The sequence below is a fragment of the Burkholderia sp. MSMB1588 genome (genome assembly GCF_001546925.1).
Lineage (GTDB): Bacteria > Pseudomonadota > Gammaproteobacteria > Burkholderiales > Burkholderiaceae > Burkholderia > Burkholderia humptydooensis.
The window spans coordinates 419,436-434,405 of record NZ_LNJS01000001.1; the positions used below are offsets into that span (position 1 = coordinate 419,436).

The 14,970-nt window shown below is 67.7% G+C and carries 14 protein-coding genes; 6 read left to right on the forward strand and 8 right to left on the reverse strand.

The features are described from left to right. Nucleotides 1–76 precede the first annotated feature (76 nt). The 8 genes from WS92_RS13715 to WS92_RS13750 form a co-directional block, all read right to left on the reverse strand. Nucleotides 77–688 (reverse strand): hypothetical protein, encoded by a 612-nt coding sequence (locus tag WS92_RS13715; RefSeq protein ID WP_242425357.1) that lies wholly within the window; start codon nucleotides 686–688, stop codon nucleotides 77–79. Between the two features lie 252 nt (nucleotides 689–940). Next, a complete protein-coding gene (locus tag WS92_RS13720) occupies nucleotides 941–1,669 on the reverse strand; it encodes a dienelactone hydrolase family protein (protein ID WP_059932591.1) in 729 nt (242 codons plus the stop codon). Between the two features lie 398 nt (nucleotides 1,670–2,067). Then, nucleotides 2,068–2,319, reverse strand: coding sequence for a hypothetical protein (locus tag WS92_RS13725; protein ID WP_006024513.1), 252 nt, complete (start codon nucleotides 2,317–2,319; stop codon nucleotides 2,068–2,070). Between the two features lie 141 nt (nucleotides 2,320–2,460). Beyond that, nucleotides 2,461–2,778: a hypothetical protein gene (locus WS92_RS13730; RefSeq protein WP_059932590.1), complete on the reverse strand. Its 318-nt coding sequence runs from the start codon at nucleotides 2,776–2,778 to the stop codon at nucleotides 2,461–2,463. Nucleotides 2,779–3,191: 413 nt separating this feature from the next. After that, nucleotides 3,192–3,539, reverse strand: a complete 348-nt coding sequence (locus tag WS92_RS13735; protein ID WP_059932588.1) for a carboxymuconolactone decarboxylase family protein — start codon at nucleotides 3,537–3,539, stop codon at nucleotides 3,192–3,194. Between the two features lie 715 nt (nucleotides 3,540–4,254). Next, a complete protein-coding gene (locus WS92_RS13740; protein ID WP_006024517.1) occupies nucleotides 4,255–4,596 on the reverse strand; it encodes a hypothetical protein in 342 nt (113 codons plus the stop codon). A gap of 48 nt (nucleotides 4,597–4,644) precedes the next feature. Next, nucleotides 4,645–5,022 carry a hypothetical protein gene (locus WS92_RS13745; protein WP_006024518.1) on the reverse strand — a complete coding sequence of 126 codons (378 nt, stop codon included), beginning with the start codon at nucleotides 5,020–5,022 and terminating at the stop codon, nucleotides 4,645–4,647. A gap of 619 nt (nucleotides 5,023–5,641) precedes the next feature. Beyond that, a complete protein-coding gene (locus WS92_RS13750; protein WP_006024519.1) occupies nucleotides 5,642–5,995 on the reverse strand; it encodes a hypothetical protein in 354 nt (117 codons plus the stop codon). Nucleotides 5,996–6,264: 269 nt separating this feature from the next. On the opposite strand from WS92_RS13750, the gene WS92_RS13755 reads away from it, so the two are divergent. From WS92_RS13755 to WS92_RS35795, 6 genes are all read left to right on the forward strand, one after another. Then, on the forward strand, nucleotides 6,265–7,263 hold the full coding sequence (locus WS92_RS13755) for an FHA domain-containing protein (RefSeq protein WP_015600851.1): 999 nt from the start codon (nucleotides 6,265–6,267) through the stop codon (nucleotides 7,261–7,263). 10 nt (nucleotides 7,264–7,273) lie between these two features. After that, the gene (locus tag WS92_RS13760; RefSeq protein ID WP_059932586.1) at nucleotides 7,274–11,362 is read left to right on the forward strand and encodes a TOMM system kinase/cyclase fusion protein; all 4,089 of its coding nucleotides are present in this window, start codon (nucleotides 7,274–7,276) and stop codon (nucleotides 11,360–11,362) included. Further along, nucleotides 11,359–11,721, forward strand: a complete 363-nt coding sequence (locus tag WS92_RS13765; protein ID WP_015601332.1) for a BMA_0021/BMA_0022 family TOMM bacteriocin — start codon at nucleotides 11,359–11,361, stop codon at nucleotides 11,719–11,721. The genes WS92_RS13760 and WS92_RS13765 overlap by 4 nt, the downstream gene beginning before the upstream one ends. 1 nt (nucleotide 11,722) lies before the next feature. Continuing rightward, complete coding sequence (locus WS92_RS13770; protein ID WP_006024523.1) at nucleotides 11,723–12,085, forward strand: BMA_0021/BMA_0022 family TOMM bacteriocin; 363 nt, start codon at nucleotides 11,723–11,725, stop codon at nucleotides 12,083–12,085. Nucleotides 12,086–12,178: 93 nt separating this feature from the next. Then, a complete protein-coding gene (locus tag WS92_RS13775; protein WP_059932584.1) occupies nucleotides 12,179–14,449 on the forward strand; it encodes a TOMM precursor leader peptide-binding protein in 2,271 nt (756 codons plus the stop codon). Then, nucleotides 14,418–14,768 (forward strand): hypothetical protein, encoded by a 351-nt coding sequence (locus WS92_RS35795; RefSeq protein ID WP_171845215.1) that lies wholly within the window; start codon nucleotides 14,418–14,420, stop codon nucleotides 14,766–14,768. Before WS92_RS13775 ends, WS92_RS35795 begins: the two co-directional genes overlap by 32 nt. Nucleotides 14,769–14,970: the final 202 nt, after the last annotated feature.

The window sequence follows — 14,970 nt, forward strand, 5'->3', positions numbered from 1 at the left end:
TGGAACCCGTCACGGATTGGCGCGGCATCGGTTGCCCTGTTGCACGCGGGATGGACAACCGGCAATGCGCTTCCGATCACCCGCGGGTTTTCGCCGTTGCTCTCGGCAGCGAGCGGCGCCGCGCGATTATCAGCATGCAGATGCTGACCGACGCCACGATGTTGACGACCGGATAAAACGCGACCGCGACAGTCCACTTTTCCAGGGCCATCACCGCCAGCGCATATTTGACGACACACAATGCGAAATAGGTGAGGCTTTCGCTCCACGGGGCCCGGGCAGTCTTGCGGATCGTCGGGCCGAGGCCGGCAAGCTCGATGAGCGTCACGAGGCAGATCGAAACCGTCGGGTCTTTGGCCAATACCCAAATCGGAACAGCCGAGCAGGCGGCGGCAAGAAAAAACCAATCCGATTGCGTCCAGTTTTTGTCGCCGCGAAAAATGCTGGCCACGAGGGTAAGAAAACATGTGGCGGCAATTGCCGCCGTACACCACGCGGACGGGCCGGCGCCCGCAACGAATTGCCCGGCGGCGGCAATGGCCGTTACGATCGACCAGATCAGCCACGTGAAAAGATGGGGGCGAATTTCACGCCTGTATATCGCGAGCCCATACGGAATGGCCGCTAGAAGAGAGACGGCTGAACCGGCGACTCCAAATATCGAAACGGCATTCTGATCGACGCTCAAGTGAATAACCTCGTTCGCTCGAAACATATTGGAGCCGACGCCGAAGTATTCATATCATGCGGCCGCGGTCGCCCGTCTCGCGGTGATCGGCCTGCCGAAGAACATCACGCTTGGGCTTGGGCGGGATACGGACGGGACGGGCTTGCGGGACGCCCGACCACGGATGGAGCGGGTCCCCGCGCGCCACGTCGTTCCGGTCCGCGTTGTTCGAATGGGCGACACGAACTCGGCAGCGCCTCAAAGCCCCGGAATTCACGCCTTGCCGATGGCGGCCGCGCCGAACACTTCGTCGAAAAGCGCGAGCATCATCGCCCACGCCCGCTTGTCTGCGGCGGGACTGTAGCCGTAGCCGGGTTTGTTCCACCGGTCCGAGTCCGGATTCGTGTAAGCGTGCCCAATTCCGCCGAAGAGATGAAGCTGCCAGTCCACCCGCTTTCCCTGCATTTCCGCGGCGAACGCGGCCCGATCCTCCGCCGGCACATCGGGGTCCTGGTCGCCGATCATCATCAGGACCTTGGCGTGGAGCGGCTGATCCTGGCTGCCTGCCGGACGCATCAAACCAGGATGGAAGCCGACCGCGCATCGAATCGGGGCCCCGCCACGCGCGAGTTCGAGAGCGCTGATGCCGCCCTGGCAAAAGCCGATTGCCGCGACCCTCTCCCGATCCACTCCGGGCTGTTCCATCAGGACCCCGAGCGCAGCGTTTGCGCGGGCGTACATGAGTCCCGGCGCGGACATCAATGCGATATGCCGTCTGATCGCCTCCGGCATCGAAAATCCCTCGGCGCCATACATATCGAGGGCGAACGCGGCATAGCCGAGTTCGGCCAGGCGTCTCGTTCTTGCCCGTACATGGTCGTTGATTCCGAAAGCCTCGTGTGCGATCAAAATGGCGGGCTTCTTCGTGCTTGGCGCGCCGTCGGCGAAGTACCCCGTCAGCTTGGTCCCTTCACATTCGTAGGCTATCGAGCGTATTTCCATTGTCGGAATTCCTTGCGCGGTAGTAAGGGGGCCTCGCTCGTCCGAGCGGTCTCCCGGGATTTCATGAGCGGAGCGTCGTGGGCGATCATGCTGCCGATTGGATCGCGGGCGGCGTCGCGAAGTATGCCTCACCCGGTGTCCGATCCGCCTGCCCGAATGAGGTCGTTCGCATCCAGCGCTCATGTCGTGCGCGCGGCCAGCGAGCATCCGCCGCGGCTCGCGGGACCGATGGGCGTGCTGGTGTTCCGGCGGGATGGACGGTGACGTCGCGGGAGCGTTCGGCCGAGCGGACGGGTAATGGTCGATGGCCGGTTGGCCGGCGGCCCGAAGCGGTGGCGGCGAGCCGATCGATGCGGGAAGGGGCCGCCGTCGCGCGACGGCGACGCCCGTTCGCCCCTTCAGTCGAACGCGCCCGCTTCGAGATCCTGCTTGAAGTGCCGAAGCCAATCGCTCGCGTCGCCGAGCGGGTATTCCTTCGTCACGTGCGTCGAGCGCCGGGTGATCGTGACGAAGCCCATTTGCCCAATGTTCTCGTCGCTCTTCGGGTCCGTCGTGTCCGTTTCGCGAAGCGCGAAGTCGTTGCCCGACAGGCCGCGGCTGTGCAGCGCCGCGAGATAGGCGTGGTGCTCGCTCGTTTCGATCAGTCGCATGGTCTTCCTCCCGTGCGTTCGACGCTCTACGTTCGATGGGTGCGCGCCGGCAGCGGCCGACGATCGATGTTCGCCGACTCGCATGGCGGCGCGCCGTGCGTCATGTCATGGCCCGATGACTTCGCGAAGCGGGAAAAGCCGTTATCGACGCAAGCCCTTCATGCTTTCCGCTTCCATTGCCGCTCGCCATTCCTCGCGCGCCTCGATGGGGTCCATCTCGTCATCCACCGACGACATCGCGCGTTCGGCAACGGCCCGCGTCTCGTCCGACAGGAAATCGGATTCGTTGGAGTCGTCCTCCGGCGGCAGCATCATGTCGCGAATCATCGCTTCCAATTCCGGCGTATCCCACGGTTGACCGCGCTGCGCGCGAACCTTGATGTAATGCCTTACTTCAGCGTTCTGCTCGGGCGTCAACGGCAAGCCGCGGAAGGTGCTTTCAGGGTCGGGAGGAATCATGGTGTGTTCTCCGGCGTAAGCAACCCTAGTTTAGCGCTGTGGGGCGGTCCGGGGGATAGGGGAGCTTGATGATTGTCGGAGGTGGGTATCGGAAATCGTGGCCGCGGGTGGCTTCTTCTCGTGTTCTTTCTTGGCGGAGCAGGCGATGGGTTTTTTGTGGAGGCCGTGTTTAGTGTGAATGCAAGACTGTGACCGATCCAAAGCAGCCATTCGCTGTCCACTCGATCCAATGCGGAGACGTCGCTCGCACGGCGTCGATGCCGAGCCGAGACGCGCAGGTTGGCGTGCGTATTGTCGGGCGGCAATTACCGACTCCCGATCGTTCCGCGCTCATTGTCGAATGGACGATCCGCGCGGATACGGACGACGTAGCCGAAGCGTATTCGGGCGGCCGCTCCCGCCGATTGCCGCCATCAAGCCGCAAATTCCTCGAACGCCGTCAGCGCATGCGCCGCATACATCATCGATGGCCCGCCGCCCATATAAACCGCCGTCGCGAGCAGATCCTCGAATTCCTCGCGCGTCGTGCCGAGCTTCACGAGCGTCTGCACGTGAAACCCGATGCAATCGTCGCAGCGCGACGTGATCGCGATGCCGAGCGCGACGAGTTCGCGCGTTTTCTTCCCGAGCGCGCCTTCTTTCGTTCCCGCCGCCGCGAGCGCGCCGAACGCCGACATCAGACCCGGTTGCGTCTTGCGCAGCGCGCGCATTTGCGTCGCGACTTCGCCGGTCAATTCCCGATAGCTTCGTGGCAGAGCCATGATGTTTCTCCGGTCGCACGTGATGAGCGAGGCGATGCCGATAGCTCGCATCCGCGAATCCGGTTCTATTCCGGCTCGAATCCATTCGAATCCGGCTCGATGCGCAATCGCGCGGGTCGACCGAAACCGCGGACCTCATTCGTCCGGGTTCGAGCGTTCGCATCGATGCGGGCATTTCGTCTGATCTATCCGGCGAGACTGCGCAAACCCGCGCAAGATCGGATCGCATCACCGGATCGCACTCGACATCGAGCATAAGAAAGCTCGCCCGCGACGATTTGATCTGCCGCAATCAGTCGCGTGCATTCGATCGGCATCCGAACGGATCGGGTCGCTCGCCATCCGGCGGCCCAAGCGGCGAAGCGAAACCAGGAGCGCACGCCGTCATCCATGAGCCGCAGCGCATCGCGTCGCCGCCCGCCCCAAAACAGAACCCGGCGGCCCGACCGGACCACCGGGTTTCTCGTTTGCGCGCTTGTTGTTCTGTCGATCCCGTCGCATTCGATCGGGAATGCTTGCGTTATCGCGAAACGACTCCAAGGTGCTACCGAACGCATTTTTATTCCGGCCGGACGATACGCTGTCCGCCGGGCGCCGTTTCGAATCGACGGCGCACGATTTGCCGAAGCCGATGTCCGTCGCGCGCGCTCCGCTTGCCGCCGCCGCGGATCGCCGCGGCGGCCGGTTCGCAGTCAGCCGGCCCTCGTTCGACGGGTCACAGGCTGAGCGTGCCGCTCTTGCTCGTGCCTCCTATGATCGGCGCGCAGACGGTCAGCTTGTAGTCAAGCTTTCCACCCGGCACGTCGAGCGTCAGATCGACTTCGGCTTTCAACTTGCCGACCGAGCCCCCGCACTTGCCGCTCGGATGCGCGGCGTTCACCGTGCAGCCGCCGACCAACTGCCGCGAGATGTGCAGCTCGGCCGTCGCGGAAGGAGGCTCCGCACTGGTGCGGAACTCCACCGTGACCGGGCCGATCGTCACCGCTTGGCAAGACACGGCGAAAATGCTGCCGTCGAGCTGGTCGGCCCGAATGTGCGTGAGCAGCTCCTGGTTCATGTTTTGTTCCCTGTTGGAAATCGAAGCGCAAGGGCGGCGCTCGTCCGCTCACTCGGCGTCGAGCGTCGCCTCGGCCGCCTGCACGGCTTCGTGGCGAAACAGCCCGACCTTGACGGGAATGATTCCGTTCGCACCGCGAATGAAGATCTCCTTGTGATACCGGCTTTCGAACGAGCAAGCCGGCGTCCGGTACTTCTTCACCGTCGGCGACGGGCGCCCCGCAATGCCCACGACCTCGAGCAGCACCCCGCCGATGAAACCGGGATCGTGCGCGAGATGGATGTTGCCCACGTGAAGCGGCGCCTCGCCTTCCGCGACAATGTGCAGGAATCCCGGCACGTGCGGGCTCAACGCCGTATACGTGGCCGTTGCGCTCGCGATCGAGACGAGGACCTGGCGTGGCTGGATGATGTCCGACGAACTCATGTTGGTCTCCGCGCGCTGCTGGGCGCAGCGTCATCAGTCGAAAGAAGCGTCGTTGGCGGCATGCGGCGGTGCCGGTGAAACGAACGGTATGGCGGCGGCGGGGCGAAATCCATTACAGGCGATTACGGGCGGTGTGCGGCGTGCGGCGGATCGCGGACGGCGGCTATTCTTTGGCGTCGAGCCAGGCGGCGCACGCCGCGACTTCGGTCCGATTCGAAATCGCTTTCGCTGTCTCGCGCCGTAACGCAGTCGGATATATCGACGCGCAACTTCCGCTTTGGATTGCCAAATTCATTGACTGTGACAGTCGACAATGAATTCGATTTGACCGGCGCATTCAGCCGTTTGGCATCGGGATCGAAACGCATTTAAATATGACGACGCACGACTTCCATTCTTATCTCGATATTCGAGCGCGGCATTCACGAGCTGCGAATGTAATCGGAAATCGATAAAAAAAGACCCGGCGATCCGTTTCCGGATGCCGGGCGCTTTCGTTCGCTTGTTGTTGTCTGACGATTTTCTGGTTTCGACGGAATTCGTCTTCAGTTGTCGTGCAAACGATTCGGAGTGCGGTGGGGCTGCGTCGGCCGGCTCCGATTCGGCCGGCGCGCCGCGTTCACGCGGCGTCGAGCGCCTGCAGGAACGCGTCGGCTTCTTCGTGCGGGATCTGCCTGACCTCGACGACCTCGGTCTTGTTGCTGCCGTGCACGACGATCGTCGGGTGGAATACGCCCTGGAACGTATGTCGCACCCTGTACGGCTGCGTGCCGCTCGACAGCGGTCCCGTCCAGCCCATCACGTCGATCTTCAGTCCGCCGACGAAGCGCGGATCGCGTACCAGTTGAATGCCAGTCGTGAAGCGCGGCGCGTTGCCGTCGACCTCGACGATGAGGGCGCCGGGTACGCGCAGGCCCAGCCACACGTAGGTGGCGGTCGCTTTTTCGAACGGCTCGGGTCCATAGAATCCCATGGCGGTCTCCAAACGCTAGATATCCGTAACATTTTCGGAATATTGAATCGTGACCGGCATACGGATGTACCGGTGAAACAAAAACTAGGCGAGACGATCGCCAAAATCCATTACACCCAATTACGTCTTGTCGGCGATGCGGCGCTTGCCTATGATTCAACAGAATCTGATATTCGACCATCAATCATTCACATAAAACACGCACGACGTCCTTTGGAGGTGCCGCCGGACGTCGTGCATTTTTTACGCGGGTCGACGAAATGGCGCTATTGGAAAACGGTTTTTCCGGGGAAGCCGGTTTGCTGCGCGCACGCCACGTATTGGGTCGCGATCCGCAGCGCTGCGACACGGTCATCGCCGATCCGTATGTGTCGCGCATTCACGCGAGCATCTGCTGGACGGCGGGGCGGTGGGAACTGCACGATCACGGCCGCAACGGCACGTTCGTGTCCGGGCGATTCGTCGGCGAAGGCGAATGGGTGGTGCTGCGCGACGGCGATCTGATCCAGTTCGGCAGCGCCAGCTCGGTTCGCTGGCGCGCGCGCGAGCTGGGCGAGCCCGTCGACATGCTGTGGCCGCTGCGCTCGCCCGCGCAGCCGATCGCGCTCGATCGCGCGCAGGCGCTGCCGGGCGCCGCGCTCACCGTCAGCCGCTCCGCGCAGGGCGACTGGCTCTGCAACGACACGACACCCGCGCGCGTGCTGCACGACGGCGATGCGGTGATCTGCGGCGAATTCGCGTGGCAACTGGTGCTCGCGCATCGCAACGTGACGGCCGCGCTGCCGCGTGCGACGCAGATCGCGACGCTGCCGCAGCGCGTCGACTTCACGGTGAGCCGCGACGAGGAGCACGTGACGGCGACGCTGCACGCGCGCGGCGGCGCGGTCGATCTCGGCGCGCGCGCCCATCACTATTGCCTCGTGACGCTCGCCCGCGCGCGCTTCGCCGACGCGCAAGCGGGCTACGACGCGGCGTCGCAAGGCTGGATCGAGCTCGACGTGCTCGCGCGGATGCTCGGCCTCGACGAATCGCACGTCAACGTGCAGATTCACCGCGCCCGCACGCAGTTCCTGCCGCTCCTGTCTCCGGGCTCTCCCGAACTCGTCGAGCGCCGCCGGGGCAGCGTGCGTTTCGGCGCGCTCGCATTTCGCGTCGTGCGCGGCGACCGGCTCGAATGCCAGTCAGCCGAGGCCGACGCTTCAGCGCCGCTGCCCGATCCGCTCGTGCGTGGCGCGGTGGCGTTCGTCTCGCCCGCCGCGCTCGGCTGAGCGGCGCTACATGTCTGCTCCCGTTCTGGCTGAACGCGCGCGCACCGGCAATCGCCGTTCGCCGCGCGCGCTTGCGCCGCTGCTGCCCGGCGACGGCGACGAACTGCAAGGCGAGCATCGCTACCGGCTCGGCGCCGTGCTTGGCGAAGGCGGCGCGGGCCGCGTGCACGAGGCGATCCGGCTCGACACGTCGCAGCGCGTCGCGATCAAGCTGCTGCGCGAGGACGCGCCGAGCGGCGCGCGCGAGCGCACCCGGCTGCGCGCGCGCTTTCGCCGCGAGATGGCGCTGTGCGCGCGGCTGTCGCATCCGCACGTCGTCGCGCTGCTCGACAGCGGAGAGACGCCGGACGGCCTGCTGTTCGCCGTGTTCGAGCACGTCGCGGGCCGCACGTTGCGCGCGCTGCTCGCGGCCGACGGCGCGCTGCCCGCCGAGACGACGGGCACGCTGATGGCGCAGGTGCTCGACGGTCTTGCGCACGCGCATGCGAACGGCGTCGTGCATCGCGACCTGAAGCCGCAGAACGTGATGGTGACGACGCTCGACGGCGAGCCGTGCGCGAAGATCCTCGACTTCGGGATCGGCGCGCTGCTGCCCGATGCGCACGCGGCCGACGAGCTGACGCTCACCGCGACGGCCGAGGTGCTCGGCTCGCCGCAGTATTGCGCGCCGGAGCAGTTGCGCGGCGAGCCGCCGACGGCGAAGAGCGATTTCTACGCGTGGGGCCTGATGGTGATCGAGTGCCTGACCGGGCACCCGGTGATGCAGGGCGCGAGCATCGCGGACGTCCTGTATCAGCATCTGAGCCCCGTCGACGTCGCGCTGCCGCCCGCGATCGCCGCGCACCCGCTCGGCGACGTGCTGCGCGATGCGCTGAACAAGGACCCCCGGCAGCGCGCGGAATCCGCGCAGGCGCTCGCGGGCCGGTTTCGCGCGATCCACTTTCCGGCGCTCGTCGGCGGCCTGCGCTACGGGCGGCGCGCGCAGGCGGAGCCGGGCGCCGCGTATCGCGAGCCGGGCAGGACGATCGCGCTCGACGCGCCCGTCGGGCGCCGGCAGGTCACGGCGCTTTGCTGCCGCGTCGCGATCGTCGCGACCGGCGCGCAGCCGGACGACGCGGCGGCGGCCGAGGAAGCGCTCGACGCCTACCATGCGCAGTGGCTCACGCGCTGCTCGGACATCGCGGTGCGCTACGGCGGCCACGTCGCGGGCGCGCTCGGCGACACGCTGCTGTTCTACTTCGGCTACCCGGAAGGCATCGATCGTCCCGCGCAGCGCGCGTGTCGCGCGGCGCTCGAAATGACGCGGCATGCGGGGCCGCCGACGGGCGCGCCGCGCTCGTCCGCCTACGACAACGACGACGACGGCGCGCGTGCGCCCGCGCCCGCGCCCGCGTGGCGGATCGAGATCGCGGGCGCGATCCACGTCGGCACCGCGCTCGCGAACGCGCGCGGCGCGTCTGGCGGCGCGATTGCGAGCGCGGCGGTCGGCCTGCAGCGCATCGCGCCGCCGGGCGGCATTCTGCTGAGCGACGAGGCGGCGCGCGCGCTCGAGCGCCACGTCGACGCCGCGGCGACGCCGCTCGTGTTCGCCGCGCCCGGCGCCGCGCCGCAGCCGGTGCGCGAGCTGCTCGGCGAGCGCTACGAGCGCGGGCCGTTCGAATCGCTCGAGCTTGGCGACGCGGCGCCCATCGTTGGCCGCGACCGCGAGCAGGCGGCGCTCGCGCGCGCGTGGCGCGATGCGATGCGCGCGGCGGGGGGCGGCACGCGCGGGTGGCGGCGCGCGACGCTCATCGTCGGCGAGCCGGGCATCGGCAAGTCGCGGCTCGTGCATGCGCTGCGCGAGATGGTGCGCGCGCAGCGCGGCGCGTGCGCGGCGTGCGTGTGCCTGCCCGAGCAGACGAACCATGCGCTCTTTCCGATCCTGCGCTTCGTGCGCGCGCACTGGCAGCTCGACGCGGGCGATCCGCACGCGCTCGACCGGATGCTCGAAGCGTTCGACGGCGATCGCGCGTCCGCGCGCGCGACGCTCGCCGCGTGGCTCGGCCTGCCGGGCGGCGCGGATACGCTGCGCTGGTCGGGCGCGCGGCAGCAGCAGGCGCTCTTCGACGTGCTGTGCCAACTGCTCGGCTCGCTCGGCGGCGGTGGCCCGGTGCTGCTGATCGTCGACGACGTGCAATGGTGCGACAGCGCGACGGGTGATTTTCTCGACGCGCTCGCGCGTCATCCGGCGTGCGCGGCGGTGTGCGTCGTGCTGACGTCGCGGCCGGAGCAGCTCGAGCGCTGGCGGCGCGGCACCGAGCGGCTGATGCTGCGCCGCCTGCCGGCCGCCGCGACGCGCAATCTGATCGTGTCGCTGATGCCCGACGCGGGCGCGGACCGCGCGGCGCTCGACTTCCTCGTGAAGCGCACGGGCGGCGTGCCGCTGTATGTCGAGGAAACGATCCGCGCGCTCGCCGAGGGCGGCGTCGTGCCGACGGCGAGCGGACGTCTGCCGGATCTCGCGGAAGCGGGGCGCTGCCCGCTGCCGGGCAGCCTGCGCGAGACGCTCGAGCTTGCGCTCGAACGCGCGGACGACGCGCTCGACACCGTGCAGCTCGCCGCGACGATCGGCCTCGAAGTCGACGCGCGGCTGCTCGCCGATGCGTCGCCGCACGCGGGCGCGGAACTCGACGACCGGTTGCGGCGGCTGCTCGAAGGCCGCGTGCTGTACGCGCAGCACCGGATCGGCGGCGCGACGTACGTGTTCCGCCACGCATTGCTGCGCGAGGCCGCGTACGAATCGATGCCGGCCGCGATGCGCCGCGAGCACCACCGGCGCGTCGCGCACGCGCTGCTCGCGCGCGCCGCGGCCGGCGATCCGGCGGCGCGCTCGGCGAACATCGCCGACCATTTCGCGCGCGCGCACGCGTTCGCCGACGCGGTGCCGCACGGCATCGAGGCCGCGCGCCACGCGCTCGCTCGCGCGCTGCACGACGACGCGATCCGCTACGCGAGCGCGGTGCGCGGCTGGCTGCTGCATTGCGACTATCCGGGGCAGCAGGAGGACGCCGTCTCGATCGACCTGACGCTCGCGCACGCGCAGATGGCGCGCGACGGCTGGGGCGATCCGCGCGTGCGCGAGCATACCGACCGCGTGCTGGCGCGCGTCGGCGAGCTGAGCGACGCGAAGGCGGCCGCGAGCGCGTTGTGGACGGTCGCGGTGTATCACCACGTCGCCGGCGATCGCGAGGCGGTGCGCCGTATCGGCGCGCAACTGTCGGCGCTCGCGCGCGCGTCGGCGCGCGCCGATCTCGGCGTCGCGGCCGATACGCTGCGCGGCATGGCGCTCTGGATCGACGGCCACTACACGCCCGCGCTCGACGCGTTCGACGCGGCGCTCGCCGCGTACGACCCGCGCCGCGACGGCGATCATCGGCGCACGTTCGGCCTCGATACGCGCGCGTGGGCGCTGTCCGCGCGCGCGTGCGTGCTGTGGGGCATCGACGACGACGTCCCGCGCACGCTCGCGCTCGCGCACGACGCGGTTGAACTCGCGACCTGCAGCGATCATCTGCCGACGATTGGCCTGACGATGATGTATCTCGCGCGAATGCAGCAATGCGCGGGCGACCGCGACGGCGCGCGCACGACGTCGGACGCGGTGCTGCGGCTGTCGCGCTGCTACGGGCTCAACGCGGTCGAGCGCTACGCGGCCGTCCTGCATGCGTGGTGCGACGGCGATCGCGACGCGGCGCGCGCGAACGTCGACGCGCTGCGCGTGTCGGGATGCCTGCTCGGTCTCACGTATTACGTGTCGGTCGTCGCCGACATCGAAGCCGATCGCGGCGACGCGCGCGCCGCGATCGCGACGCTCGACGAATGTCTCGCGCTCGCCGAATCGATGGACGAGCGCCATTACGTCGCGGAGCTGCTGCTCAAGAAGGCGCGCTGCGTGCGCGACGCGCACGGCCGCCGCGCGGCCGACGAGGTCGATGCGTTGTGCGCGCGGGCCGCCGCCGTCGCGCGGCAGAGCGGCATGGCTCGAATCGTGAAGAAAGCGCAGGCGGAGCTGCGCGAGCTGCAACGAGGACTCCGATCAACCACTGGAGAAGAGCAATGACAGACCGAAGCCCCAGTATTCCGACGTATGACCAGTTTCTCGAGTACCGCGCGGTGATCGTGCAGGCGATCGCGGCGGCGTGGCACGATCCCCAGTTTCGCAAGGATCTGATCGCGCATCCGGTCGACGCGCTGTACAAGCGTTTCGACTACCGGTTCCCGATGAAGATGCATCTGAAGGTGCACGACGACAGCGCGACGTGGACGCCGCTCACGAACGGCGGGTGGACGACGAAGGAGGTCAACGGCCTCGATCTCGTGCTGCCGCCGGCGCCGCCGCCGGAGCAGCGCGCGGCCGCGCTCGCCGCGTACAACGCGAGGCACATCAGTCTGTTTGGACCGGACCGCAAGGAGATCTGACATGGCCGACAACAACGCCGTCCCTACCCACCAATCGCTGCTCGAATTCCCTGAGGTCTATCTGCGCGCGATCGCGCTGTCGTGGGAGAACGAGGAATTCAAGCGGGATCTGCTCGCCGATCCGCTCGATGCGCTCGAACGCTATCTCGACTATCGCTGCCCGTGGATCCTGAATCTCAAGGTCGCCGAAGTCCCGGCGAGCGAGCCTCATTATGGCTGGGATGCCAAACGGCAGCGCTGGAATCTGCCCGCCAACACGTTGAGCGTCGGCATTCCGAAGCAGCCCGCGAACCTCGCCGAAGAAGGCATCGCGCTCGCCGCATACAACGACGCCGGGCCCGCCTATCTCTTCACCTGCTGCTGAGCCGTTCATACGGCGGCCTGCGGCGCGGCCCGGCGCATCGCGCGCGCGGGCCGGGCCGCGCATGTCAATCGCGGTATCCCTTACGGGGGGACGATGCTCGACGACTTCTCGCGCGTGCTGCGTTTCAAGCCGCATCTGCTGGTGCGCGACGCCGGTTCCGGCGCGTTGTATGTGGTGGACGAATTCAGGCGCTCGGTGTTGCCGGGCGACGTGTTTCCCGCGCTCGCCGCGTGCATGCGCGAGCGCCTGACGATCGCGCAGACGTTCGCGGCGCTCGCCGCGCGGTTTTCTCAATGGGAGGTGCTCGCCGCGCTCGATCACCTCGTGCGGCGCGGCTACGTGCGCGCCGACGCGCCCGGCGAGCGCGATGCCGCCATCGGCTTCTATGAGCGCACGGGCGTCGACGGCGATGCGGCGTGCGAGCTCGAATCGCGACTCTCGGTCGCCGTCGAGGCGTTCGGCGTGGACCCGCGCGCGCAGCTCGACGCATTCGCCGCTTGCGGCATCGGCGTCGCGCCCGACGCGCCGCTGACGGTCGCGCTCGCGGACAGCTACGAGCGCGCCGAATTGGTCGAGGCCGCCGAACGCGCGGCGGCGCGCGGCGGCGCGCTGCTCGTCGCCGTTCCCGATCGCGTGGAGCCGCTGCTGGGGCCGTTGCTCGGTGCGCCCGCGGCACCGGCACCGGCGCGGGCGGCGGACGCCGATGCCGGCGCCGATGCGCCGCCCTGCATCGAATGCGTGCGCTACTGGACCGCGCTGAACCACCCGGTCGAGACGCTGCTCGCGCGCCTGCACGGCAGCGACGCGGCGCGCCTGCCGGGCGCGCATAGCCGCGCAAGCGCCGCCGCCGTCGCGGCCGTCGTCGCGTCGTTCGTCGAGCAGATCGCAGTGAATGCGCAGCGCCGCCGCCATGCGGGCGCGCACATCGTGTCGCTGCGCGTCGATACGCTTGCCACCGCCGCGCATCGCGTCGTGAGGCGGCCGCAGTGTCCGCGTTGCGGCAAGGCGGGATGGATGCGCGAGCAGGCCGAGCGCCCGGTGGCGCTTGCATCGGCGGATGCGGGCGCGCGCCGCGAAGGCGGCTATCGGACGCTCGCCGCCGCCGAGCTCTTCAAACGCTACGGACATCTGATTTCTCCGGTGAGCGGCCCGATCGCGTATCTGCATCCGATGCCCGGGCGCAACGCCGGCATGCGGCACGTCTATGTGGCGGGCTACCTGGTGTGCCCGCCGAGCGCGCCGCGCGAGAACCGTTTCGACAAGCTGTGCTCGGGCAAGGGCGCGAGCGACGCACAGGCGCGCGCAAGCGCGCTCGCCGAGGCGCTCGAACGCTTCAGCGGCGTGTATCAGGGCGACGAAGCGACGCTGCGCGGCAGCCTCGCGGAGCTTTCCGCGCACGCGCCGCCGGGCGGCGGGCCGATCGACGTCAACGCGCTGCAGCAATACAGCGATCGCCAGTTCGAGCGGCGCGAGCGCCACAACGCGACGACCGACGACCCGCGCAAGCAGGTGCCGCGGCGCTTCGCGCGCGACAGCGTGATCGACTGGACGCCCGCCTGGTCGATCGCGACGGGCGCGCGGCGGCTCGTGCCGCTTGCGTACTGCTATGCGGAAACGCCCGCGGCGAGCGGCACCGCGTATTGCATACACAACCCGAACGGCTGCGCGGCGGGCGCGTGCATCGAGGAGGCGATCCTGCAGGGCCTGCTCGAACTCGTCGAGCGCGATGCGGTCGCGATCTGGTGGTACAACATGCTGCGCCGGCCGGCCGTCGACATCGAAAGCTTCGGCGATCCGTACTTCGACGCGCTCGTCGCCGACTATGCATCGCTCGGCTGGCGCTTGTGGGCGCTCGACATCACGCACGACCTGCGCATTCCGGTGTTCGTCGCGCTGGCGCGAGAAACGGCGACAGGGCGCTACTCGATCGGCTTCGGCTGTCAGCTTGACAGCCGGATCGCGTTACAGCGCGCGCTCACCGAAGTGAATCAACTGCTCGACGTCGGCGCGTCGGCGCCGCCGCCCTGGGATGTCGACAAGCTGCCGGGCGACGCCTTCCTTCATCCCGATCCCGCGTTGCCGCCGACGCGTGCGCCTTCTCGGGCGTCGCACGGCGCCAGCGATCTGAAGGGCGACATCGAGGATTGCGTCGCGCGCTTGTCCGCGGCGGGCATCGATACGCTCGTCGTCGACAAGACGCGGCCCGACATCGGCCTGCCGGTCGTGCAGGTGATCGCGCCCGGCCTGTGCCACTTCTGGCCGCGCTTCGGCGCGCAGCGGCTGTATTCGGTGCCCGTCGCCGAGCGTTGGTGCGAGCGGCCGCGCGACGAGGATGAACTCAACCGCTCGCTGCTGTTCCTGTAGCGCGGGCCCGCCGCCGGGCTTGCGCGCGCCGCGCGAGGGCGCTTCACGCGGCGCTGCCCGACGAAGGCAGGCGGATCGTCGACTGGATCGATCCGGGTTACCGGAGCTGAATGCGGATGCGGCGATTGTTCTGATCAAAATCGTTCGCCGGATTGACTTCAAATATCAGGAATCAATTGATCCGGAGCGCCTGCATTCGGAATCGAAATTTGATGATTTGTGTTTTGAATTTCGATTTCGCTCGATTATGAACAGGCATGGGCAAGGACTAACCCGACGCTTCATTTTCATTCGATACATGCCGGAACGGCAAGCCTGAAACGCTTAGTCGTGAAAGGCGCGCGCCACGTAGGGCGCGCATCGATCCGAAATGAATTGCGTCATCCAGCCCACACACTCGCATCACGATGTCGTGGATGATCGAATCAGGTTGAATCGGCGCAAATCGGAATCGATTTGGCATCGGAATTTCGAATCGATTAATCGAATGCGCGCTCGAAATGTTCGCGGCTTATCGCTTT